22 protein-coding genes, 1 pseudogene and 1 other annotated feature are annotated in these 22,616 nt (G+C 55.7%); of the genes and pseudogenes, 7 read left to right on the top strand and 16 right to left on the bottom strand.

Features of this window, described 5'->3' with window-relative positions:
- Window positions 1-111: 111 nt before the first annotated feature.
- The gene (locus V3W49_RS08845; RefSeq protein WP_500144984.1) at window positions 112-1,578 is read left to right on the top strand and encodes an alanine/glycine:cation symporter family protein; all 1,467 of its coding nucleotides are present in this window, start codon (window positions 112-114) and stop codon (window positions 1,576-1,578) included.
- Between the two features lie 82 nt (window positions 1,579-1,660).
- A complete protein-coding gene (yaaA, locus tag V3W49_RS08840; RefSeq protein WP_500144983.1) occupies window positions 1,661-2,434 on the top strand; it encodes a peroxide stress protein YaaA in 774 nt (257 codons plus the stop codon).
- Window positions 2,435-2,468: 34 nt separating this feature from the next.
- On the opposite strand, the gene V3W49_RS08835 is transcribed toward yaaA, so the two are convergent.
- The 7 genes and pseudogenes from V3W49_RS08835 to yjjY form a co-directional block, all read right to left on the bottom strand.
- Window positions 2,469-2,678: a hypothetical protein gene (locus tag V3W49_RS08835; protein ID WP_500144982.1), complete on the bottom strand. Its 210-nt coding sequence runs from the start codon at window positions 2,676-2,678 to the stop codon at window positions 2,469-2,471.
- A 214-nt stretch (window positions 2,679-2,892) separates the two neighbouring features.
- A complete protein-coding gene (gene thrC, locus V3W49_RS08830; RefSeq protein WP_500144981.1) occupies window positions 2,893-4,179 on the bottom strand; it encodes a threonine synthase in 1,287 nt (428 codons plus the stop codon).
- 3 nt (window positions 4,180-4,182) lie between these two features.
- On the bottom strand, window positions 4,183-5,112 hold the full coding sequence (gene thrB, locus V3W49_RS08825; protein ID WP_500145073.1) for a homoserine kinase: 930 nt from the start codon (window positions 5,110-5,112) through the stop codon (window positions 4,183-4,185).
- A 2-nt stretch (window positions 5,113-5,114) separates the two neighbouring features.
- On the bottom strand, window positions 5,115-7,580 hold the full coding sequence (gene thrA, locus V3W49_RS08820) for a bifunctional aspartate kinase/homoserine dehydrogenase I (RefSeq protein WP_500144980.1): 2,466 nt from the start codon (window positions 7,578-7,580) through the stop codon (window positions 5,115-5,117).
- Window positions 7,581-7,610: 30 nt separating this feature from the next.
- Window positions 7,611-7,729, bottom strand: a sequence feature (Thr leader region).
- Window positions 7,668-7,736, bottom strand: a complete 69-nt coding sequence (gene thrL, locus V3W49_RS08815; protein ID WP_500145072.1) for a thr operon leader peptide — start codon at window positions 7,734-7,736, stop codon at window positions 7,668-7,670. (Overlaps the previous feature by 62 nt.)
- Before the next feature lie 190 nt (window positions 7,737-7,926).
- Window positions 7,927-8,631: a tRNA/rRNA methyltransferase gene (locus tag V3W49_RS08810; RefSeq protein ID WP_500144979.1), complete on the bottom strand. Its 705-nt coding sequence runs from the start codon at window positions 8,629-8,631 to the stop codon at window positions 7,927-7,929.
- 412 nt (window positions 8,632-9,043) lie between these two features.
- Window positions 9,044-9,186 (bottom strand): annotated as a pseudogene (gene yjjY, locus V3W49_RS08805) (YjjY family protein).
- 95 nt (window positions 9,187-9,281) lie between these two features.
- On the opposite strand from yjjY, the gene arcA reads away from it, so the two are divergent.
- Complete coding sequence (arcA, locus tag V3W49_RS08800) at window positions 9,282-9,998, top strand: two-component system response regulator ArcA (protein WP_500144978.1); 717 nt, start codon at window positions 9,282-9,284, stop codon at window positions 9,996-9,998.
- 56 nt (window positions 9,999-10,054) lie between these two features.
- Here the strand turns inward: arcA and creA are convergent, their stop codons facing one another.
- On the bottom strand, window positions 10,055-10,525 hold the full coding sequence (gene creA / locus V3W49_RS08795; protein WP_500144977.1) for a protein CreA: 471 nt from the start codon (window positions 10,523-10,525) through the stop codon (window positions 10,055-10,057).
- Window positions 10,526-10,733: 208 nt separating this feature from the next.
- Here creA and robA point away from each other — a divergent pair, with 208 nt between their 5' ends.
- Window positions 10,734-11,603, top strand: coding sequence for an MDR efflux pump AcrAB transcriptional activator RobA (robA, locus tag V3W49_RS08790; RefSeq protein WP_500144976.1), 870 nt, complete (start codon window positions 10,734-10,736; stop codon window positions 11,601-11,603).
- Here robA and gpmB read toward each other — a convergent pair.
- Window positions 11,600-12,247, bottom strand: coding sequence for a 2,3-diphosphoglycerate-dependent phosphoglycerate mutase GpmB (gpmB, locus tag V3W49_RS08785; protein WP_500144975.1), 648 nt, complete (start codon window positions 12,245-12,247; stop codon window positions 11,600-11,602). The two genes, robA and gpmB, sit on opposite strands and share 4 nt — an antisense overlap.
- A gap of 53 nt (window positions 12,248-12,300) precedes the next feature.
- On the opposite strand from gpmB, the gene yjjX reads away from it, so the two are divergent.
- Complete coding sequence (gene yjjX, locus V3W49_RS08780) at window positions 12,301-12,816, top strand: inosine/xanthosine triphosphatase (protein WP_500144974.1); 516 nt, start codon at window positions 12,301-12,303, stop codon at window positions 12,814-12,816.
- Here the strand turns inward: yjjX and trpR are convergent.
- The 3 genes from trpR to V3W49_RS08765 form a co-directional block, all read right to left on the bottom strand.
- The gene (gene trpR / locus V3W49_RS08775; protein WP_500144973.1) at window positions 12,807-13,142 is read right to left on the bottom strand and encodes a trp operon repressor; all 336 of its coding nucleotides are present in this window, start codon (window positions 13,140-13,142) and stop codon (window positions 12,807-12,809) included. The genes yjjX and trpR overlap by 10 nt on opposite strands.
- A 53-nt stretch (window positions 13,143-13,195) precedes the next feature.
- Window positions 13,196-15,133: a murein transglycosylase gene (gene sltY / locus V3W49_RS08770; RefSeq protein WP_500144972.1), complete on the bottom strand. Its 1,938-nt coding sequence runs from the start codon at window positions 15,131-15,133 to the stop codon at window positions 13,196-13,198.
- A 714-nt stretch (window positions 15,134-15,847) separates the two neighbouring features.
- Window positions 15,848-16,045, bottom strand: coding sequence for a hypothetical protein (locus tag V3W49_RS08765; protein WP_500144971.1), 198 nt, complete (start codon window positions 16,043-16,045; stop codon window positions 15,848-15,850).
- 421 nt (window positions 16,046-16,466) lie between these two features.
- On the opposite strand from V3W49_RS08765, the gene V3W49_RS08760 reads away from it, so the two are divergent.
- Window positions 16,467-16,763: a DUF4225 domain-containing protein gene (locus V3W49_RS08760; RefSeq protein ID WP_500145071.1), complete on the top strand. Its 297-nt coding sequence runs from the start codon at window positions 16,467-16,469 to the stop codon at window positions 16,761-16,763.
- A 302-nt stretch (window positions 16,764-17,065) separates the two neighbouring features.
- Window positions 17,066-18,736: an energy-dependent translational throttle protein EttA gene (ettA, locus tag V3W49_RS08755; protein WP_500144970.1), complete on the top strand. Its 1,671-nt coding sequence runs from the start codon at window positions 17,066-17,068 to the stop codon at window positions 18,734-18,736.
- Here the strand turns inward: ettA and V3W49_RS08750 are convergent.
- The 4 genes from V3W49_RS08750 to serB are packed head-to-tail and all read right to left on the bottom strand — an operon-like array spanning window position 18,733 to window position 22,595.
- A complete protein-coding gene (locus V3W49_RS08750; protein ID WP_500144969.1) occupies window positions 18,733-18,936 on the bottom strand; it encodes a hypothetical protein in 204 nt (67 codons plus the stop codon). The genes ettA and V3W49_RS08750 overlap by 4 nt on opposite strands.
- Complete coding sequence (gene nadR / locus V3W49_RS08745) at window positions 18,933-20,168, bottom strand: multifunctional transcriptional regulator/nicotinamide-nucleotide adenylyltransferase/ribosylnicotinamide kinase NadR (RefSeq protein WP_500144968.1); 1,236 nt, start codon at window positions 20,166-20,168, stop codon at window positions 18,933-18,935. Before nadR ends, V3W49_RS08750 begins: the two co-directional genes overlap by 4 nt.
- Window positions 20,169-20,184: 16 nt before the next feature.
- Window positions 20,185-21,564: a DNA repair protein RadA gene (gene radA, locus V3W49_RS08740; RefSeq protein ID WP_500144967.1), complete on the bottom strand. Its 1,380-nt coding sequence runs from the start codon at window positions 21,562-21,564 to the stop codon at window positions 20,185-20,187.
- A gap of 56 nt (window positions 21,565-21,620) precedes the next feature.
- Window positions 21,621-22,595 (bottom strand): phosphoserine phosphatase, encoded by a 975-nt coding sequence (gene serB, locus V3W49_RS08735; RefSeq protein ID WP_500144966.1) that lies wholly within the window; start codon window positions 22,593-22,595, stop codon window positions 21,621-21,623.
- Between the last annotated feature and the right edge of the window lie 21 nt (window positions 22,596-22,616).

Here is a 22,616-nt window from a genome sequence, read left to right as displayed (position 1 = left end):
ACCACGGACTCACCCTCTGTGATAAACTCTAAGAATTATTACCACGACATGACGGACGGTCGGATCAGCGTACGGCACGGAGCGACCAGGGCGCGGCATTAAAGGACATCAATGCACGATTTTTTGTTATTTCTGAGCGACCTGATATGGGGCTCAATCCTCATCTACCTGCTGGCTGGCGCGGGCATCTGGTTTACCTGGAATACCGGTTATATCCAGTTCCGTCATTTACGCACGTTTTGCGCCCTGCTCAGGCGCCGCATAATACCGCCAGGAGATGGTCTTAGCACGCTTCAGGCCTTGCTTATTAGCCTCGCGGCTCGGGTCGGCGTCGGCAGTCTGTCCGGTGTGGCGCTGGCGCTGGCAGCCGGAGGTCCCGGCGCGATTTTCTGGATGTGGATCACAGGCATTATCGGTATGGGGATCTCCTTCGCCGAATGTTCTCTGGCGCAGCTCTATAAAACCCGCAACGAGCGCGGTCAGTTTCAGGGCGGCCCCGCCTGGTACATGACCCGGGGACTGGGTATGCGCTGGATGGGAACCCTGTTTGCCATCATGCTGATAATCGCCTTCGGCTTTATCGCTAACTACCTTCAGGCTTCCGCCATTTCCCGGGCGTTGCATCAGACCTTCAATATTTCCCCGCTGGCGATTAGCATCGCGCTATTCATTCTGTGCGCACTGGCAATTCGCCGCGGAATTCAGGGTGTAGCAGCCATCGCGCTGTGGCTGGCGCCACTCATGAGCCTGTGCTGGCTGCTGCCGGGACTGGGACTCATACTGTGGCATATCGACCGGCTTCCCTTCGTTCTTGGCGTGGTGATCCGCAGCGCTTTTGGCTGGCACGAAGTGGCCGCCGGTACGCTGGGCTACACCCTGAGCCAGGCATTGAGTCAGGGGTTTCAGCACGGAATGTACTCTAACGAAGCAGGCATAGGCTCAACCCCCAACGTTGCAGCGGCGGCGGTTTCATGGCCGCCTCATCCGGCGGTTCAGGGATTAGTACAAATGTTTGGCGTCGCCTTCGATACGCTGATCCTGTGCAGCATCACCGCGATGATCATATTGCTCTCCGGCGTACTCGAAATGCCCGAGCTACAAAATAACGGTATCGCCATTCTCCACCTTGCTATGGCTTCACTGGCTGGCGAATGGGGCAGCACGCTGGTCACGCTGATTATCGTTCTTTTCGCTTTTACCACAATTATCGCCAACGTCGTTTACGCCGAGAATAACCTGAACTTTATGCTACGTTCGACCGCCGCCAGACGCCTGTTCTTCCGGCTGTGCATACTCCTCACCGTGGTTGCCGGCTGCCTGTTTTATATGCCCGGCATCTGGCAGTTGGCCAGCATTATGACGGCGCTGATGGCAATTATTAACCTGGCCGCGATTTTACTGCTTTCTCCGGTAGTGCAGGAACTCACCAGAGACTGGCAGCGCCAGCAGGCCCTGGGTAAGATGCCGGTCTTTAATCCCGAACGCTTCCCGGAGATTCACAGCCAGCTGGAGCCCGGTGTCTGGGATAATGCGAAGCGTCACACGCCATCGATTTCCGATTACAACCATCGGCCATAATATCCGCCAGATTTGCTACAGTAGTCCGGGCTGAATTCCGTATGCTCCGCCAGAACCCGAATCAACCTCGCAAGGAAAAGAGATGCTTATTCTGATTTCACCTGCCAAGACTCTGGATTACCAGAGCCCCCTTGCCACCCAACGCTACACCCAGCCTGCTCTGCTGGAATATTCACAGCAGTTAATCCGCGAGGCCCGTAAGCTTTCCGAACCACAAATTGCTTCACTGATGGGCATTAGCGATAAGCTAGCATCGCTAAACGCAACGCGCTTCCATGACTGGCACCCGGACTTCACACCGCAAAACGCCCGCCAGGCCATCCTTGCCTTTAAAGGCGATGTCTACACCGGCCTGCAGGCAGAAACCTTAAGCGAAGAGGATTTCGATTTCGCCCAGCGCCACTTACGCATGCTCTCCGGGCTGTATGGCGTACTACGCCCGCTGGATCTGATGCAGCCCTATCGCCTGGAAATGGGCATTAAACTGGCTAATCCGAAAGGTAAAGATCTCTACAGCTTCTGGGGCGACATCATTACCGATACCCTGAACGCCACGCTGGCAGAACAAAAAGACGACGTAGTGGTAAACCTGGCTTCAGATGAATACTTTAAATCGGTACGGCCGAAAAAGCTGGAGGCAACGGTAATTAAACCGGTCTTCCTGGATGAGAAAAACGGCAAGTTCAAGGTGATTAGCTTTTATGCCAAGAAAGCCCGTGGCCTGATGAGCCGCTATATCATCGAAAACAGGCTGACCCGACCAGAACAGCTCACCGCGTTTGATAGCGACGGCTACTTCTTTGATGCCGACGCCTCTGACTCCCGTGAACTGGTGTTTAAACGGCACGAACGCTAACGCCAGAACGCCAGCCTTCAGGCTGGCGTCGTTGTTAATGGTGGTGGTGGTGATGATGGCGATGGTGCGGCGGTGACCAATGCCCGTGATGGTGGTAACGCGGCGGCGGCGGCGGCGGACGATGCCAGTGATGGCGTTCGTGGTCGAAATGGTGGTGGCGCGGCGGCGGTCGACGATCGTGGGCCTGTGCCGCAAAGGGCGCTGCTATCATCATTATGAGTGCCAGAGTGAAGGCTCTTAACATCGTCTTCTCCTTATTCTCGCCCCTTTCGGGACTACGCATTCATCCTACTGGAGCAAAAATCAGTTTTTTATCCTGCGAAGTCCGAATTACGCCCTGCTCGCACGCATAGATAATTCATACATATTTTCTGCTTTTTACCTGCACATTTTCTCCATAATTTCCGATAAAAATAAAAAAACCGCCCATCAGGGCGGCTCTTGACAGAAAAATACCTTTACTTACCCGTCAACAGAAGCTGACTCAAAACAGTGAAATCCGCTGGGATAACGCTGGATAGCAGGGGAAGATCGGCACGCTCAGCCAGTGCTTCGGGCAGCTCCAGAGACTCGCCAAGGATCTCTTCAACGCTTTCCTTAAACTTCGCCGGATGCGCAGTCCCCAGGAACAGACCAAATTCACCGGGCTGCAAATTATCACGCAGCGCGCGCCAGGCTACCGCGGCATGGGGCTCGGAAAGATACCCCAGCCCTTTCAGTTCGCGCACGGTCGCTTTGGTGGTTTCATCGTCCACGGCAGCGTAGCCAAGATCGCTCAGGCGCCAGGTCTTACGGCGGAACAACTCTTCAACCCGCGGCCAGTTATTGGGCTGGCTGACATCCATCGCATTGGAAAGCGTCGCACGGGTCGAATGGGGCGACCACTCACCGCTTTCCAGATAGCGCGGCACGGTGTCGTTAACATTGGTAGCGGCAATAAAACGCTTCACCGGCAGCCCCAGCGCTTTCGCCAGCAGCCCGGCGGTCAGATCGCCGAAGTTACCGCTCGGCACGGATACCACCAACTGATTACGGGCTTCCTGCGGCAGCTGCGCCACCGCTTCAAAGTAGTAGCAAATCTGCGCCAGCAGGCGGCTGATGTTGATGGAATTTGCGGAATTCAGCCCCAACTGCTGCTTCAGAAGCTCATCATCAAAAGCCTGCTTCACCAGCGCCTGGCAGGCGTCAAAATCGCCTTCCACCGCGACGGTTTCAATATTACCGCCAAGGGTACAGAACAGTTTTTCCTGCAGAGGGCTTATCTTGCCGCGCGGATAGAGAATCACCACCCGTACGTTTTTCAGACCGTAGAAAGCGTGAGCGACCGCGGCACCGGTATCACCGGAGGTGGCGGTCAGAATCGTCACCGGCTTATCGCCGCTGATGTGCGTCAGCATCTGGGCCATAAAGCGGCCGCCGAAATCCTTGAACGCCAGGGTCGGCCCGTGGAACAGCTCCAGACAGGCCACATCGTCACTGACTTTCGCTACCGGCGCCGGGAAAGTGAAGGCGGCCCGTACCCGCTCTTCCAGAATTTCCGGCGTAATTTCGTCGCCGATAAAGGCCGACAAAATACGGCTGCTGCGCGGCACAAAATCCATCGCCAGCAGCTCATCGATCTCCGTCAGGCTGAATTCCGGCAGCTCGTGCGGAAAAAACAGGCCCTGATTCTTCCCCAGCCCCTGCGTCACGGCCTGCGCAAAGCTGACCTGCTCATTATGATCTTTCAGATTGTAGAGTTTCATGCGTTATCCCAGTACTCGTGCGCCCGCCGTATCCAGACGGCAAATATGAACGAAGCCTTCATCATTCTGTAAATAGTGTTGGTCGAGCCAGTCTGCCGCGCGCTGCGCCGTTTCACGCTTATCGCATACTGCAAACAGCGTCGGGCCAGAGCCAGAAATGCCGCAGGCCAACGCGCCGATTTCACTAACGGCGCGTCGTGCTTCGGCAAATCCCGGCAGCAGCTTCGCCCGGTAAGGCTCGGCGATCACATCGCGCATCAGCGCTGCCGCCAGCGCCGGCTGACCGCTATGGCAGGCGTGAATAAACCCCGCCAGACCACGCCCATGGCTAATACAGTCCTGACGACGATACTGCGCTGGCAGAATCGCCCGGGCTTCAGCGGTGGAAACTTTAATTCCCGGGTAAGCCATCACCCAGAACCACTCCGTGAAACAGGGAACAGACTGACTGATAATCCCCTGCTCTTCTATCATCAACTGCATACCGCCCAGATAGCAGGGCGCCACATTATCGTAGTGAACGCTGCCAGAGATACGCCCTTCCAGTTCCCCCATCAGCGCCAGCAACCGGGTCTTATCCAGCGGCCTATCACAAAATTCGTTGAGCGCAACCAGCGCCGCTACCACCGAGCAGGCGCTGGAGCCCAGCCCGGAGCCAATCGGCATATTCTTTTCCAGGGTCATCGCCACCGGAATCTGCTCACCGATCTCCCCGCAGAAGCGCTCCCAACACTGATAGACAATGTTGTCCTGCGCCCTGGCAGGAAGCTTGCTGACAAAACGCCCGGCGTTTTCCAGACTGAACTGACTGGCTCCCGCCACGCTAACGCAGTCCCCCAGTAGCGAACCGTCGACCGGCGATACCGCCGCCCCCAGCACGTCGAAGCCGACGCTGACGTTGCCAATTGAGGCAGGGGCATAAACTTTGACCATCATTAAACTCCCGAATTCCAGGAAAGAGTGCGCAGCAGATCGGCAAAAACGCCAGCCGCCGTCACATCGTTGCCGGCGCCGTAGCCGCGCAGAACCAGCGGCAAAGGCTGATAATAGTGGCTGTAAAACGCCAGCGCGTTCTCACCATTTTTCACTTTATACAGCGGGTCGTTGCCATCTACCGCCGCGATTTGCACCCGGCAGGCGCCCTGTTCATCGATCATTCCGACATAGCGCAAAACCTTACCTTCGTCTCGCGCCTGCGCCACCTTCGAGGAAAACAGATCGTCAAGCTGCGGCAGACGCGCCATAAACGCCTCTACCGAACCGCTGGCGTCGAAGCTTTCAGGCAATACCGGCTCAATAAAAATATCCTCCAGTTCCAGGCTGTAGCCGCTTTCACGAGCGAGGATCAGCAGCTTACGGGCCACATCCATACCAGAAAGATCGTCGCGCGGATCCGGCTCGGTGTAACCCATCTCACGTGCCGTGCGGGTCGCTTCCGACAGGCTCATGCCTTCATCCAGCTTACCAAAAATGAAAGAGAGCGAGCCGGAAAGGATCCCGGAGAAGCGCTGGAGCTCATCACCGGCATTCAGCAGATTTTGCAGATTTTCGATAACCGGTAAGCCGGCGCCAACGTTGGTGTCATACAGGAACTTACGGCGCGACCGGCCCGCTGCAGTCCGCAGCTGATGATAGTAAGCCATGGAAGAGGTATTGGCCTTCTTGTTCGGCGTTACCACGTGGAAGCCTTCACTCAGGAAGTCAGCATACTGATCGCCTACTGCCTGGCTGGAAGTACAGTCAACAATCACCGGGTTCAGCAGATGGTAGTCCTTCACCAGGCGAATCAAACGCCCGAGATTAAACGGCTCCGAGGCTTCTTCCAGCGCCGGGCGCCAGGCTTCAAGATCCAGACCGTGGACGTTGGTCATCATGGCCCGGGAGTTCGCCACGCCACACACCCGCAGGTCGATATTCTTTTTCTTAAGCCACGTCTGCTGGCGCTTGATCTGTTCAAGCAGGGCGCTGCCGACGCCGCCGACGCCTATCAGGAACACTTCCAGCACCTGTTCGGTGTTAAACAGCATCTGGTGTACTACGCGCACGCCAGTCGTGGCGTCATCATTATTCACCACCACGGAGATGGAACGTTCTGAAGAGCCCTGAGCAATAGCTACGATATTGATATTGGCCCGAGCCAGCGCCGCAAAGAACTTCGCGGAAATACCGCGCAGCGTGCGCATACCGTCGCCCACGACCGAGATAATCGCCAGACGCTCGGTAATGGAAAGCGGCTCCAGCAGCCCCTCTTTCAACTCCAGATGGAATTCCTCTTCCAGGGCGCGTCTGGCGCGCAGCGCATCGCTCTGGGGCACACAGAAGCTAATACTGTATTCAGATGAAGATTGCGTAATGAGCACCACCGAGATGCCGCTGCGCGACATGGTGGCGAACACTCTGGCCGCCATGCCGACCATCCCTTTCATTCCCGGGCCGGATACGCTGAACATCGCCATATTATTCAGGTTGGAGATGCCCTTAACCGGCAGACTTTCAGACGCATCACTATCCAGGCCAATCAGGGTGCCAGGCGCCTGAGGATTGCCGGTATTTTTAATCAAACAGGGAATCTGAAACTGGGCGATGGGGGAAAGCGTGCGGGGATGAAGAACCTTGGCGCCGAAATAAGAAAGCTCCATGGCTTCCTGGTAAGACATCGACTTCAGTAGTCTGGCGTCCGGAACCTGACGCGGGTCACAGGTATAAACCCCGTCGACATCAGTCCAGATCTCGCAACAGTCGGCTCGCAGACAGGCGGCCAGCACGGCAGCGGAATAATCGGAGCCGTTACGCCCCAGCACCACCAGTTCGCCTTTATCGTTACCAGCGGTAAAGCCAGCCATCAGGATCATATGCTCGGCAGGAATGCGCCCGGCCGCGATACGGCGGGTCGATTCAGCGATATCCACCGTAGATTCAAGATAATGTCCCACTGCCAGCAGCTTCTCTACCGGGTCAAGAACCGTAACCTGATGGCCCCGCGCCTGGAGCAATGCATCCATGATGGCGATGGAGAGCTTTTCGCCGCGGCAGATCAGCGATGCGTTGATAGCATCGGGGCACTGCCCCAGCAGGCTGATGCCATGCAGCACGTGTTTGATTCGCGAGAACTCCTGGCCTACCAAATCTTTCATGCGCTCCAGAGGGAAACCAGGTTGCGCCTCCGCCAATCCCTGCAGCAGAGCGTCGAAAATCTGTTCAGCATCGCTGATATTCGGCAGTGGATCCTGGCCGGCGATGGTTTTTTCAATCATGGCCACCAGGTGATTGGTGATTTTAGCCGGGGCAGAAAGCACGGTCGCTACCTGCCCCTGTCCGGCATTGCTTTCCAGAATGTCGGCGACCCGCAAAAATCGCTGGGCATTCGCCACTGATGTACCGCCGAATTTCAACACTCGCATGTCCAGATATCCCCCTGGGTTTTTTAAGCTCAAAAAAAAGCCCGCATCCTTTTGGGTGCGGGCTTTTTTCAGTTTTTCCTGTACGCGTCAGCCCGCCCCGTTACCCGTGGTAATGGTGGTGGTAATGGTCATGGTGATCAGGCCGATGCGATTCATGATGTTTGTGTGCTCTGAATTATTCTGTCCGTCTTGAGTTATATATTGGTTAAAGTATCCGCCGGATTAAGTCAACGAATTTTTAAGTTACTCACCGTGATTAGCTTTCTCCCCCCTCACTACGGACAGCCGGCCAGCTTGTCATATCCGCCAGTTTCAACGTCAGGAACCAGGCGTTTATGCCAGATTGTCATTCCTCAGCAGAATCATCATCCGGGATCTTTTTTTCGATATCATGCAGCAACTGATGCAGCATCGCCGTGTCTCTTTGCGCCAACAGGCCGATACGCTGTTCCAGCCAGGCGGATAATTTGACATCGTCCGCGACCGCCAGCCGGGTCAGCAGTCGGGCAATGCGCTGACGCAGTGCCCGCAATTGCCCGGCATCGGCCTGAGCCTTCGCCCGGGTCTCAATCTGCAGCAACCCGGAAAGCTGATAGCAATAAACCATCACCGCCTGTCCAAGATTAAGGGACGGGTAATCAGCAGCCATAGGCACGCCTGTCAAAATATCAGCCAGCGCCAGCTCCTCGTTAGTCAACCCGGAATCCTCCCTGCCAAACACCAGCGCCAGAGTGGGCAGCCAGCGCCCTTTTTCCTCCAGCAGCGGCACCAACTGTTGGGGAGTGGCGTAGTAGTGATACTGCGCCCGGGTACGCGCTGTTGTTGCGACGGTGAAATCGATGTCGTGTAAGGCGGCATCGAGAGTCGAATATTCTTTAATATTATCAATAATATCTGTTGAACCATGAGCGACGTAACGTGCGGCAGGCAGATGGTGCGCCTCACTATCCACAATCCGCATTTCGCTAAAGCCCATGGTCTTCATGGCACGCGCGGCTGCGCCAATATTTTCGGCTCTGGCCGGCCCGACCAGAATGATCACTAAACGCATAATCTCTCTTTATACTAAAACCAACAAACGCCAACAGGAAATCCAGTAGCGCGGAAATGGAAAAAATTCGCGTCGACAATTTACTTTATTGCAACAATTTTCTCCCCTTTTTGCATAGGGTGATTTATAATAAAAACTTATAAATTTACGCATTCGTGTACAAACGATATCAGCGGTGTTGTAACAGATATCTTGTTGTTCATCAGCTATAAATACCCAGGCACCGCGCCCGGCTATTTCCATTGATTTCGTTTATCGATTCATCAGGGAAACCAGTGCGGTTATTAAAAAAATGTGACGAAAAGAACCAGTACGCTATGAAGATTTCATCACTCTGTTAACGTGCTACAATTGAAATTGATATATGTCAACGAAGCGTAGTTTTATTGGGTGTCGGAAACCTCATACCCTGTTATGTTGCTGTTAAAATGGTTAGGATTACAGCCGTTTTTAACACCGTCGGGTCTTGAGGGATATAGAACCCACGACCAAGCTAATGATGTTGTTGACGTTGATGGATTGAGCATCAAGAACGCAATTACGTACTTTAGTCATGTATGGCCGGTCATGTTAATTTGCGACATGTACCAGGCAGGTCAGGGACTTCTGTACTCCTGTTTCGATTTAGTTGGCAATTTTAGGTAGCAAACATGCAGACCCCTCATATTCTTATCGTTGAAGACGAGTTGGTAACACGCAACACGTTGAAAAGCATTTTCGAGGCAGAAGGCTACGATGTCTTTGAAGCGACCGATGGCGCCGAAATGCATCAGATTCTTTCTGATAATGACGTTAACCTCGTGATCATGGATATCAACCTGCCGGGTAAAAATGGCCTGCTGCTGGCCCGCGAGCTGCGCGAACAGGCAAATGTGGCGTTGATGTTCCTGACTGGCAGGGACAATGAAGTGGACAAGATCCTGGGCCTTGAGATCGGTGCGGATGATTACATCACCAAACCGTTCAACCCACGCGAGCTGACCATCCGCGCCCGTAACCTGCTGCAGCGTACCATGAACCTGGGCGCCATTAGCGAAGAGCGCCGTTCCGTTGAAAGTTACAAGTTCAACGGCTGGGAGCTGGACATCAACAGCCGTTCGCTGGTAAGCCCTACCGGTGAGCAGTATAAGCTGCCGCGTAGCGAATTCCGCGCCATGCTGCACTTCTGCGAAAATCCGGGCAAAATTCAATCCCGCGCCGAACTGCTGAAGAAGATGACCGGCCGCGAGCTGAAGCCACACGACCGTACTGTGGACGTCACCATCCGCCGCATCCGTAAACACTTTGAATCAGTACCGGATACGCCGGAAATCATCGCTACGATTCACGGCGAAGGCTATCGCTTCTGCGGCGATCTCCAGGAGTAATCCGCTCCCGGAGAGCAACAAGAAGGCCGCGTAAGCAGCCTTCTTGTATTACGTCATTATTTCCACGGCATGACAGGCACCGCGCTGAGTGCATTTTTTGGCGAACCTTCCACTACTTTATCTGAATAGCTAAGATAAATCAGTGCATTACGACGTTTATCATAAAAACGCACGACCTGAAGCTTCTTAAACACCAGCGATGTCCGCTTACGGAATACCACTTCTCCTTCCGCTTTCCCCGCCTTGATCTTATCGCTCAGGTTAATAGGCCCAACCTGCTGACAGGATATAGCGGCGTCAGCGGTATCCTCCGCCAGTCCCAGTCCCCCTTTAATACCACCAGTTTTCGCCCGGCTCAGATAACAGGTCACGTTCTCCACATCAGGATCGTCGAAAGCCTCCACCACAATTTTGTGATCCGGGCCAAATATTTTAAACACCGTATCGACAGAACCTACCTGTTCCGCCTGTACACCCCGGGTGGTAAACGCCAGGAGAAGCGCAGTGGCCAACACCTTATATTTCATATTGTTACCAATTTTTAACATTACGTTATGTGACTATTAGACATCTGATAAAAAAAACGTTTAATATCACGTTATTAAAATTTCCAGAGAGAAGCGCGCATTTTTTAAGCACATATTGTTAAAAAAAACACTGAATGCTTAATCATCGAAAAATGATATCATTCGCGACATAAATCAGGCACTCGCTCGTCAGGATTGAGGATATTATATGGATCAGGCTGGGATCATTCGCGATCTACTAACCTGGCTGGAAAGCCATCTCGATCAACCCCTGTCTCTGGATCACGTCGCCGCAAGGGCTGGCTATTCCAAGTGGCACCTGCAACGTATGTTCAAGGATGTGACCGGGCACGCTATTGGTGCCTACATTCGGGCCCGCCGCCTGTCCAAGGCCGCTGTCGCACTGCGTCTGACCGCGCGCCCTATTCTGGATATCGCCCTGCAGTACCGTTTCGATTCACAGCAAACTTTTACTCGCGCGTTTAAAAAACAGTTTGCCCAAACGCCCGCTTTGTATCGCCGCTCGCCGGAATGGAGCGCCTTTGGCATGCGCCCACCAATCCGCCTTGGCGAGTTTACGCTACCGCAGCCTCATTTCGTAACGCTGCCGGAAACTCATCTGTTGGGCATTACTCAAAGCTACAGCTGTACGCTGGAGCAGGTAAGCGAATACCGTAACGAGATGAGGATGCAGTTCTGGCGGCAGTTCCTGAGCAATGCGCCGAGCATTCCGCCGGTACTTTACGGATTGCATGAGCCGCGCCCCAATCAGGAAAAAGATGACGAGCAGGAAGTCTTCTACACCACAGCGATTTTGCCGGAACAGGCAAACGGCTGCCCACATGAAGCACATCCGGTGACGCTGGAAGGGGGGGAGTATGTTCAGTTTAGCTATGAAGGGCCGACCAGCGGCATCCAGGACTTTATTCTGACCCTATACGGCACCTGCATGCCCACGCTGAATCTGACCCGACGCCATGGGCAGGATATTGAACGCTTCTACCCTTCCCATAAAGACAAGGTAGAAGCGAACCCGCAGAAGCTGCGCTGTGAATATCTGATTCCGGTACGCCGTTAACGCTGCAGTTCATCTAACGCGGGGGCGTCCAGATGCGAGACGTCTCCCGCAGTTTCTACCACCCAGCCGGACGCCAGCCACGGGCTATGCTGATGATCAACCCGGGAAAGCGAGCAATTGCGCAAACGCAGGCGACGCTCGGCGTACGGTGGCAGGCCCAAAATGGTGCTGACCAGGCTGCCCAACGCCATACCGTGGCTGACCAGCAGCGGGCGGCTTCCTTCCGGCAGTTCAAGGCAGGCATTGAGCGCCGCGTGCATACGCTTACTCACGTCAGTCATCGACTCGCCTTCCGGAATACGCCCGTCCGGCGTACCGTTCACCAAGCGCTGGCGCCAGCCTTCCTCTTCTTGCGTGAGTGAATCAAGCTGACGGCGCTCCAGCACCCCCATATGTAACTCGCGCAGGCGAGGATCCAGCGTGACCTCGCAGCCACAGGCATCGGCGATAATTTCCGCCGTACGCTTTGTGCGCCCCAAATCGCTGGCGATCACATGAGTGATGCCCATGTTCCTCACCCGCTGCGCAACCTGATGCGCCTGCTGCTCACCTTTTTCGGTAAGCGGGCTGTCCGACTGCCCCTGAATGCGGCGCTCGGCATTCCACTGCGTTTCGCCATGGCGAACAAGGTATACCTGTAACATGCTTATGATCCGTTATACTACTCTCACAATTTTTAAACAGGGTTCCACAGAATATGCTTCATGTCATCTGCGCGACCCGGAATCCCGCCAAAATTAGGGCGATTCTGGGCGCTTTTGAACAGATTTTCGGTAACGGATCCTGCCACATCGACGCCATTGACGTCGAGAGCGGCGTACCAGAACAGCCTCTCGGAAGTGAGGAAACAAGACGTGGCGCACGTCAGCGAGTGGACAACGCCCGCCGTCTTGAACCCAGGGCGGACTATTGGGTCGCGATTGAAGCGGGTATTGACGATGACAGCACCTTTAGCTGGGTGGTTATCGAAAGCCGGGATCAGCGCGGCGAAGCTCGCTCGGCCACGCTACCGCTACCCGAAGCTATTATGACACGGATACGCGCCGGTGAGGCGCTGGGGCCGGTGATGTCGGACTGGAGCGGAATTGATGAAGTGGGTCGTAAAGAGGGCGCCATCGGCATCTTCACCGCCGGACAGCTAACGCGTGCCAGCGTGTACCATCAGGCAGTGGTTCTGGCCCTGAGTCCCTTCCATAACGCCATCTATCGCTGAGGCGCGGTCAACGCCAGAGCCCGCTCCAGCCAGGCACGCAGCTCGGGTGGAGCGGATTTCAGACTGTTCGAGCCGCGGGTAATAGTGGCAATACCGGCGCCAAGCTCATTTTTCAGCTCACGCTGGCTCATTTCACCACGCAGCAACTCTTCGATAATTCGCACCCGGGTGCCCAACGCATCGCGCTCGTCCGGTGTCAGCAGCAGCGTCAGTAACGGCAAATGGAGATCGTCATCAAAGGAGTGCTTCAGCAGCTCGACAAAGCGTAGCCACTCCTGGTCGCGCTGGAGGTTCAGATCCGAAGAAAAAGGTGATTGCTGGGTCATGATATGCCGCCATACTCGTTCACTAGTACAGCAGCATACCATAATATCACCGATCAGTAACGACTCTGCCACTCGGCATCAGTCATCAACTGCGCTGCGCTGTCGCCCATAAAGTGGCGATAATAAGCGTCGTAGGCCAGCACATTCTTCACATAGCCACGGGTTTCCGAGAACGGAATGCTCTCGACGAAAGCAACCGCATTGATACGACCGCCGCTATTGCCACGCCAGGTTTTCACCCGGCCCGGGCCCGCATTATAGGCCGCTGAAGAGAAGATACGGTTATTGCCAAACTGCTGGTAGACGTATTCAAGATAACTGGTACCAATCTGGATATTGGTTTCCGGATCGAGCAGTTGGCTGCTGCCACTGTAGCCTGAAATTCCGTTCATCTGCACCGTATGACTGGCGGTGGCGGGCATAATCTGCATTAGCCCCGTGGCGCCAACCGGCGAACGTACCTTCGGATTCCATGCGCTCTCCTGACGGGCTATCGCCATCGCATAACTGCTGCTGATGCCTTTGCCGCGGGTATAGCGCTCGAAAGTGGACTGCCAGGCCAGCGGGAACCGTTCTTCCAGATGATTCCACAGCTTACCGGCGATGGTGGCCTGTACGCTAAGATCCCACCAGCCGCGCTCCAGCGCATAGTGTGCAAGCCCCGCCTGTTCCGATGCCGTACGGCTGCCAACCAGATTCGCCCACTCGCCGCGCGCTGTGTTATCCAGCCCCCAGTACATCAACTCCCTAACCCGGGCCATCTCCGCCCCCTGAACCAGAGAGCCGTTCACCGATGGGGCTTTATCGATACGCAGTTGGTAGTCTTCGCCCAGACGCTGGGCCGCCACCATCGGATAGAATCCACGCTCTTTCATCAGCGAGTGCAAAATCTCTTTGGCTTCATCCTCACGCCCGCGCTCCAGCAGCAGATCGGCCTGCCAGTAGCGCCATTCATCCTTTTCTTTAGCATCCATCGGCAGGCGCGCCAGCCAGGTATTCAGGCCGCGCCTGTCGCCAGTACCCAATGCCATACGCACCCGGCGTTCCAGCAACGATGTGGAATCGGAACGCATAATCACGTCATCACGCCAGCGCCCCTGTTCATCGGTAACGTCATTACCCATCATGCGCCAGGCCACGGCCTCCTTCAGTTCCTGCTGCTGAGCCTCATCCAGCTTCTGGGCCTGCACCAGTGAAGGGATCATCAGGCGGGCATTTTCCGCGTCCTGCCGCGCCACGCGTTCAAACGCAGCAGCCGCCATCTGGCGGGTAAAGTTGGTGGGTGCAACACTACGGGCGAAAGTCAGTACGTCATTCGGGTTATTGGCAAGGGAGATAATAGCGCTGGAGATAGTTTGATAATCGGCAGGCATCTCCCGCGCCAGATAAGTTACCAGTCCGGTATCGCCCGCCTTCATCGCCAGACGAATCCGCTCAAGGTAAGCTTCCGGACTCTGCTGGCCGGATGAACGCCACGCGGAAAACAGTTTGTCGCAGGCATTGGGTCGGCTCTTGCCGGTCAACCACAGCGCTTTCGCCCCCTGCCAGGCCTGCTGCGCCTGCCCGGTGTTCCACTTCGCGTAGTAATAATTGCACTGGGCTTCAATACCGCGCGGCTCCTCAGGGCTGAACGCCAGCAGACCACGCCAGTCTTCGCGGCGCGCCAGCTCATTGACGTAGCGTGTTTTCAGGCTTCGCGCCACCGGCAGCGTTGGGTATTTTTGAATAAACTGCTTAACAGTGACGGCCGGTTCGTTTTTCAGGGAGTCGGTAATCTGGCGATATTCAAGGTAGGGATAGAGTGGGTAATCACGCAGGCCAGGCATCAGTTGTGCCACCACATCCATCTGCCGGTTGTCCCACGCCTGCTTGATCTGTGAATAGCGGCTGCGCTGCTCATCCAGCGAATCCGCCCGCGCCGCCTGGCTCAGGCTCACCAGACACACTCCTGCCGCCAGCAATGACCAGACGGCCTGTTTAGCTTTTCCCACAAGAATTCCTCACGTAATCAACGTTATTAACCGCAGCTTCATGCCGCCTTAAAATTTTTCACCTTTGTTCATGCTAACCAGGCGCACAAGGTTGCGCCACGTTACGGACACTTTTTTACTTAGATTCAGGAAAATTTCCCCAATAAAAAAGGTTCATCGCGGATTAGCGTGGAGTGTTCGAAAGCGGAAACAAAAAACCGACAGAATATGATGATGCAGCGGGTGTTCCGTTCACTTTGGGTTCCTGCTTCTCCGCTAATTCACCGCCAGTGAGTAGAGAGAAACTCCCTCTCCCTTCAGGGTGTGTACGGTCCGGGGTGAGGGGTATAGACAGCTCCGGCGCCCGGTTTCAGAACAAAAGCGGCAGAATATGATGATGCGACGGGTGTTCCGCTCACTTTGCGTAATTGCTTCTCTGTTAATCCACCGCGGGTGAACGGGCCAGGGGGCTCAGTCGCCGCTCCCCTGACAACCCGGGCTCCCCGGCGGTAAAAAACGCCCTTCGGGGCCCCTTCGCTTATCACTCCGGGCTTTTCGGAACGGGCAAGAGTCGCCATCCATGGCGACCTCGCCCTGTCGCGACATCCTGTCGCTCCTCCGGCCCTGCGTGAACGCTGCGGCGTTTTTTAAGCCGGGAGGCTACACCCTCGTCGCTTCAGACGGGGCGCTCAAAAGCGACCAGCACCATTCTTTGCTGTTAATCAGGGCAGAAGATTAAAGGCGGTGACACTCCGTCCTGAAAATCGCCGGAGTATTCACGGCTGCCAGGGTCAGCCCGACAGGACGTCGGGCTGAGGGCGTGCGGCACACGGAGGTGCCGTCACGCCCGACCCGTCCGGCTGGCGGGAATACGCAGGGGCCCGCGACAGCGGCGATTTTCACGCCGGAAAGCCGGGTTGTCAGGGGCGGCATTTGAGCCCCTGGCCCGTTCACCGGTTCCGAAACCGACATATAAAAATACCCTTAAGGTGAACGGAACCTCCGCCAGCGCGGCATATTCTTTCAGAACACGGCACTGGTGCAGAAATAGCGAAACCGGCATGATCACGTACTACAACCGCCGCCCCAGCCTTCATCTGAAAAGCAACTGGGCAGAATATGATGATGCAGCAAGCCATTCCGTTCACTTCAGGCAACTGCTTCTCTGTTAATCCACCGCGGGTGAACGGGCCGGGAGGCTACCCCCTCGTCGCTTCAGTCTGCTCTTTCAGATGAATTCAGGCGGAAGATTCAGGGCGGTGACACTCTCCGTCCTGAAAATCGCCGGAGTATTCACGGCTGCCAGGGTCAGCCCGACAGGACGTCGGGCTGAGGGCGTGCGGCACACAGAGGTATCGTCACACCCGCCCCGTCCGGCTGGCGGATAAAGAAGAGCTATATTGCAGGTGCAGAATTTTTAGGGTTTGACGCGAAAACCGGTGAAGCAGCCTACAGTGGCATGGATCTGTTGCTATCAGCCTACGGAATCATACGTTTGATCCGCAAACCAGAAGCCAGGCGTTTGTTCCACTACCTCAATACTGACTATGTAAGAGGCATTAAAAATATGAGTCGCTTTGAGTTAGGTGTAGAAATTTACAACGATTCAATGGCGCTTAAATCGCTATACGACAATCGCATCCAAAACTAGTTTTTGCGAATAAAACGGAAAGCCTTGAAACCAAGCCTCAACGGTGTAAATACACAAAAAATAAGAAAGATTATAGCCAGGGTAATTGTACAGGAAATAATGGATTCTCGATCCTCATATGCGATAGTCCACACTGCCTATACCTGCCACATAGATTTTTCGTTCAACCACAGACTCAGCGCATACCGTTATAGATATGGCTAAATCCCATTCACCCCACATCTGGGATTAAGACGTGAAAAAGGCTACACTTCGCCATTAAGACTAACCATTTACTACGATAAAAGAGGCGAAGTCGCAACGTGGCTCAATTCGTTTATACCATGCATCGCGTCGGCAAAGTGGTGCCGCCGAAACGCCATATTCTAAAGAACATCTCCCTGAGCTTTTTCCCCGGAGCCAAGATCGGCGTACTGGGCCTGAACGGCGCCGGTAAATCCACCCTGCTGCGCATTATGGCGGGTATCGATACCGATATCGAAGGCGAAGCCCGTCCGCAGCCCGGCATTAGGATAGGCTACCTGCCCCAGGAGCCGCAGCTTAATCCAGAGCAGACGGTGCGCGAAGCCGTTGAAGAAGCGGTCGCCGAGGTGAAAAACGCCCTGACCCGCCTGGATGAAGTTTACGCCGCCTATGCCGATCCGGACGCCGACTTCGACAAACTGGCGAAGGAGCAGGGCGAGCTGGAAGCCATTATCCAGGCTCACGACGGTCATAACCTGAACATCCAACTGGAGCGCGCCGCCGATGCGCTGCGCCTGCCGGAATGGGATGCCAAAATCGCTAACCTTTCCGGCGGTGAGCGCCGCCGCGTAGCGCTGTGCCGCCTGCTGCTCGAAAAGCCGGACATGCTGCTGCTGGATGAACCGACCAACCACCTGGATGCCGAATCCGTCGCCTGGCTGGAACGCTTCCTGCACGACTTCGAAGGCACCGTGGTCGCGATTACCCACGATCGTTACTTCCTCGACAACGTCGCTGGCTGGATCCTGGAGCTGGATCGCGGGGAAGGGATTCCGTGGGAAGGCAACTACTCCTCCTGGCTGGAGCAGAAAGAGAGGCGTCTGGCCCAGGAAGCTTCTCAGGAAGCCGCCCGTCGCAAATCTATTGAGAAAGAGCTGGAGTGGGTGCGTCAGGGCACCAAAGGGCGCCAGTCTAAAGGCAAGGCCCGTCTGGCCCGCTTCGAGGAGCTTAACAGCGCCGAATACCAGAAGCGTAACGAAACCAGCGAACTGTTTATCCCACCCGGACCGCGCCTGGGCGATAAGGTACTGGAAGTGGCTAACCTCACTAAATCCTACGGCGATCGCGTGCTTATCGACGATCTGTCGTTCTCGATCCCCAAAGGGGCGATCGTGGGGATCATCGGCCCGAACGGCGCCGGTAAATCGACCCTGTTCAGGATGATAACCGGAGCTGAACAGCCGGATTCCGGCGCTATCACCCTGGGCGACACCGTGAAGATCGCCGCCGTAGAGCAGTTCCGCGACGCGATGGACGACAAGAAAACGGTCTGGGAAGAGGTCTCTGGCGGTCTCGATATCATGAAGATCGGCAACTTCGAACTGCCAAGCCGCGCCTACGTCGGCCGCTTTAACTTTAAAGGCACCGATCAGGGCAAACGCGTCGGCGAACTTTCCGGTGGCGAGCGCGGACGTCTGCATCTGGCGAAACTTTTACAGGTTGGCGGCAATATGCTGCTGCTCGACGAACCGACCAACGATCTGGATGTGGAAACCCTGCGCGCGCTGGAAAACGCCCTGCTGGAATTCCCCGGCTGCGCCATGGTCATCTCGCACGACCGCTGGTTCCTCGACCGTATCGCCACCCATATTCTGGACTACCAGGACGAAGGGAAAGTAGAGTTCTTCGAAGGCAACTTCACCGAATACGAAGAGTACAAGAAGCGTACCCTCGGCGCCGAAGCACTGGAGCCGAAACGCATCAAGTACAAACGAATCACCGCCCGCTAATCAAGCAGAAGAGGCGCCGGTGGCGCCTCTTCGGACTGATGACCGACCTGGGCCGAACGCGTTCGGCCAGAATCACCAGAAAAATAAACAAGGAAAATCAATTCATTGATTTTCGCCTGATAACCATAAAGAGGGAAAAACCACGTTTTTCCCTCTTTATCATCAACCTGAAGAGGCGCCGTCGGCGCCTCTTTTTTCACTCTTCAGCTTCGCCCATCAACTGCTTCACCAGCTCCACGCAGCGCAGGAAGCGTGCGTCGTAGTCCGACTCCTCTACCAGCACATACTCAATATCGTTCTCTTTGAGCATCGACACCAGCAGCGCCTGAAACGCAGCCCGATCCTCCGGACTGCCCAGACTACGTAAGCCATCGGCGACCCAGGGGGTATTGTTTTCCAGCAGGATCACCAGATCGAAGCGATATTCGTCAATCAGCGCCTGCACGAAAGGATGTTCGCGCCCTTCATAGCGCACGCAGAAGGCCTGGGTTGAAACAAAATCGGTATCGATAAAGGCCACCTTATTGGCGTACTTCACCGCAAAATCAATGTACTGGGCGTGGCCAAGGGCGATTTTATCGTAATCGGAATACTGAAGCGCCATCTCATCTCCCCCCAGGTGAGATAATACATACTCCCGCCCGTACTCCCAGGCGCTGGTGGTATTAAAGATATTGGCCAGCTTATTGACCAGCGTCGACTTACCGCTTGATTCCCCGCCCAGAATCGCCACCGTGCGCACAAAGAAAGGCTTCACCTCGGTGGGAATATATTCCCAGTAGCGGAACGGATTCTCACGGATCCGTGCGCCACTGATATTCATAAAGGTACGCCGGGGATCCACCAGCACGGTTTCAATGCCCAGATGCTCCAGATATTGCGGCGCATCAGTTTCTTCCGAGGTGTAGATCCGGTCTGGCAGGATCCCTTTCTCGGCCATAAACTGCTTAATGCCGCGACTCCATACATCCCAGCCATAGGGATAAGGCTCCATCCCCTCTTCGTTAAAGGGATGAATATGAATATTTTTCTGATACTTAAAGGTCTGGAGCAACCAGCGCAGCCGATCGCTGATAGTAGGCTGCTGAGACATAGCGCTGGCCTCGAACAACGTCCGATCGCGGGTTTCGTCATAACCCATAATGATATGCAGCTCATCCACCTGGCTACAGGCCCGCTGGATAAGATAGATATGACCGGTATGCAGCGGGTAAAACTTACCGAACACCACTCCAATGCGTTTAGGCTTCAGAGGGTATTCCAGCCCCAGAAAGCGATGCAGCGCTTCCAGCTTGCGGGCGCTGGGGCTTTTAATTTTGGCGTTCAGCAACTGGCTGAGGTACCCCTTGGTCATGCCGCTGGCTTCCGCCACCTGCTGCAAAGTACAGCCCTTCTGGCGGATGGCGGTCTTCAGGTAGTCGAATGACGACATAATACGGGCTCCAGAATTACAGATCGTCAAAAACGGCCAACGCGTCCGAAAGCTTCTTCACGCCGAATACCTGCATCCCCTCCGGCGGCTTCTTCGGCACATTAGCCTGGGGGACAATAGCGCGGCGAAAACCGTGACGGGCCGCTTCGAAAATACGCTCCTGGCCGCTAGGCACGGGGCGAATCTCACCGGCCAGCCCCACCTCACCAAACACCACCAGATCCTTCGGCAGCGGGCGATCGCGCAGGCTGGAAACCATCGCCAGCAGCAGCGCCAGATCGGCACTGGTTTCCATGACCTTAACCCCGCCCACCACGTTAACGAAGACATCCTGATCCGCCATCTGCAAGCCGCCGTGACGATGCAGCACCGCCAGCAAAATCGCCAGCCGGTTCTGTTCCAGCCCCACCGCAACACGTCGGGGATTCGACATCATCGACTGATCCACCAGCGCCTGGATCTCCACCAGCAGCGGTCGGGTACCTTCCCAGACTACCATCACCGAGCTGCCCGACGTAATTTCGTCGCCGCGACTCAGGAAGATAGCCGAAGGGTTGCTCACTTCACGCATCCCCTGTTCGGTCATGGCGAAGACGCCCAGCTCGTTCACCGCGCCAAAACGGTTCTTATGGCTGCGCAGAGTACGGAAACGGGAATCGGCGTCGCCATCCAGCAATACCGAACAGTCAATGCAGTGTTCCAGCACCTTCGGCCCGGCCAGCGAGCCGTCTTTAGTGACGTGGCCCACCATAATAATAGCGACGCCGCGCGTCTTGGCGAAGCGCGTCAGATAAGCCGCGGTTTCGCGCACCTGCGCCACGCTGCCGGGGGAAGACTGAATATCCGCCATATGCATTACCTGAATGGAGTCGATCACCATCAGCTTCGGCTCTTCCTGCGAGGCGATTTCGCAAATCTGTTCGATACTGGTTTCCGACAGCATATTCAGGTTATCGGTCGGTAATCCCAGCCGATGAGCACGCATCGCCACCTGCTGGAGGGACTCTTCGCCGGTGACGTACAGCGTTTTCATCTGATCGGCGAGCCGACACATGGTCTGCAACAGTAGCGTTGATTTCCCGGCTCCCGGGCTACCGCCAATAAGGATAGCGCTGCCCGGCACCACACCGCCGCCCAGTACCCTGTCGAACTCTTTAAAGCCGGTGGAAAAACGCGGCAGCGACTCCAGGCTAATCTCGGAGAGTTTCTGTACCTTGCTGCCCGCACTGCCCGCATAGCCGCTCAGGCGTTCGTTACGCGCCGCCTGGGGCGAGGCGGCGATACGCACCTCGGTAATGGTATTCCAGGCATGGCAGGCGCTGCACTGCCCCTGCCAGCGCGGAAAGTCCGCGCCGCACTCATTACAGACAAATGCGCGTTTTGCCGCTTTCGCCACCGTTGTTACCTCGCTCTGTTACCGTTTTAGCCCCGCTGTACGGCAGGGAGAAATGCTTACTCTTCCTGATTCAGGCTACCCGACAGAATGCAAAAAACGCCCATCAGGCTGGCGTGGCGAATGGTCACCTCCGCCTTTTCATTCACTTTGGGTTTGGCATGATAAGCCACTCCAAGCGCCGCTCGCTTAAGCATGGGCAAATCGTTAGCGCCGTCGCCTATCGCCACCGTCTGCTCCGGGGCGATATTGTACTGTTCCGCAAGCCTGATCAGGGTGCGGGCTTTATACTCCGCATCCACCACCGGGCCGATCACTTCGCCAGTCAGCTTGCCGTCAACGATCTCCAGTTGATTAGCCACCGCCTCGCACAGATGCAGACGTTCGCGCAGGTTTTCGGCGAAGAAGGTAAAGCCGCCGGAAGCGATCGCCACCTTCCAGCCCAGCGCCTCCAGCTTCAGCACCAGCGATACCAGCCCCGGCATCAGCGGTAATCGTTCCAGCACCTGGCTGAGAATTCGGGCATCGGCCCCTTTCAGGGTTGCCACTCGCTGACGCAGGCTGGCGGTGAAATCCAGCTCGCCGCGCATCGCTCGTTCAGTCACTTCGGCCACCTCATCGCCAGTGCCGGCCAGCTTCGCGATCTCGTCAATGCACTCGATCTGAATCGCCGTCGAATCCATATCCATGACCAGAAGTCCCGGCGTACGCAAGTGAGGGATTTTACCCAACGGCGCCACATCCAGCCCCGCGTCATGCGCCAGGCGGGTGGCGCGAGTCGTCAGCGATCCCGCAAGGCGGATAACCTGGTACTCTTCAACGCACCAGGCGCTGACGATAACCATCGCCGCTCCCAGCTTGCGCTGGTACTGGGTCAGGCGCCCTTTATCCAGATCCCGGCCATACAGAAGCCAGCCGCTACGGCCGGCTCGATAGTCAAGCGGCATAACCTCATCGCCGCTCAGGGAGAGGGGCAACCCGGGCCAAAGGGAGACATCATTTGGCAAATCGCACCAGGTCAGACTATTTGGCATTAGCGCACAGCTCCTGTATTC

This window comes from Rosenbergiella sp. YN46 (assembly GCF_036620675.1).
GTDB lineage: Bacteria > Pseudomonadota > Gammaproteobacteria > Enterobacterales > Enterobacteriaceae > Jejubacter.
Note: the sequence above shows the minus strand (reverse complement) of the source record. Positions and strands in the feature narration are given on the sequence as shown.

Bases quoted from the DNA above. Each gene is read 5' to 3' on its own strand.
- V3W49_RS08845 (WP_500144984.1), top strand. From the start codon at position 112: ATGCACGATTTTTTGTTATTTCTGAGCGACCTGATATGGGGCTCAATC.
- yaaA (WP_500144983.1), top strand. From the start codon at position 1,661: ATGCTTATTCTGATTTCACCTGCCAAGACTCTGGATTACCAGAGCCCC.
- V3W49_RS08835 (WP_500144982.1), bottom strand. From the start codon at position 2,678: ATGTTAAGAGCCTTCACTCTGGCACTCATAATGATGATAGCAGCGCCC.
- thrC (WP_500144981.1), bottom strand. From the start codon at position 4,179: ATGAAACTCTACAATCTGAAAGATCATAATGAGCAGGTCAGCTTTGCG.
- thrB (WP_500145073.1), bottom strand. From the start codon at position 5,112: ATGGTCAAAGTTTATGCCCCTGCCTCAATTGGCAACGTCAGCGTCGGC.
- thrA (WP_500144980.1), bottom strand. From the start codon at position 7,580: ATGCGAGTGTTGAAATTCGGCGGTACATCAGTGGCGAATGCCCAGCGA.
- V3W49_RS08810 (WP_500144979.1), bottom strand. From the start codon at position 8,631: ATGCGTTTAGTGATCATTCTGGTCGGGCCGGCCAGAGCCGAAAATATT.
- arcA (WP_500144978.1), top strand. From the start codon at position 9,282: ATGCAGACCCCTCATATTCTTATCGTTGAAGACGAGTTGGTAACACGC.
- creA (WP_500144977.1), bottom strand. From the start codon at position 10,525: ATGAAATATAAGGTGTTGGCCACTGCGCTTCTCCTGGCGTTTACCACC.
- robA (WP_500144976.1), top strand. From the start codon at position 10,734: ATGGATCAGGCTGGGATCATTCGCGATCTACTAACCTGGCTGGAAAGC.
- gpmB (WP_500144975.1), bottom strand. From the start codon at position 12,247: ATGTTACAGGTATACCTTGTTCGCCATGGCGAAACGCAGTGGAATGCC.
- yjjX (WP_500144974.1), top strand. From the start codon at position 12,301: ATGCTTCATGTCATCTGCGCGACCCGGAATCCCGCCAAAATTAGGGCG.
- trpR (WP_500144973.1), bottom strand. From the start codon at position 13,142: ATGACCCAGCAATCACCTTTTTCTTCGGATCTGAACCTCCAGCGCGAC.
- V3W49_RS08765 (WP_500144971.1), bottom strand. From the start codon at position 16,045: ATGCCGCCCCTGACAACCCGGCTTTCCGGCGTGAAAATCGCCGCTGTC.
- nadR (WP_500144968.1), bottom strand. From the start codon at position 20,168: ATGTCGTCATTCGACTACCTGAAGACCGCCATCCGCCAGAAGGGCTGT.
- serB (WP_500144966.1), bottom strand. From the start codon at position 22,595: ATGCCAAATAGTCTGACCTGGTGCGATTTGCCAAATGATGTCTCCCTT.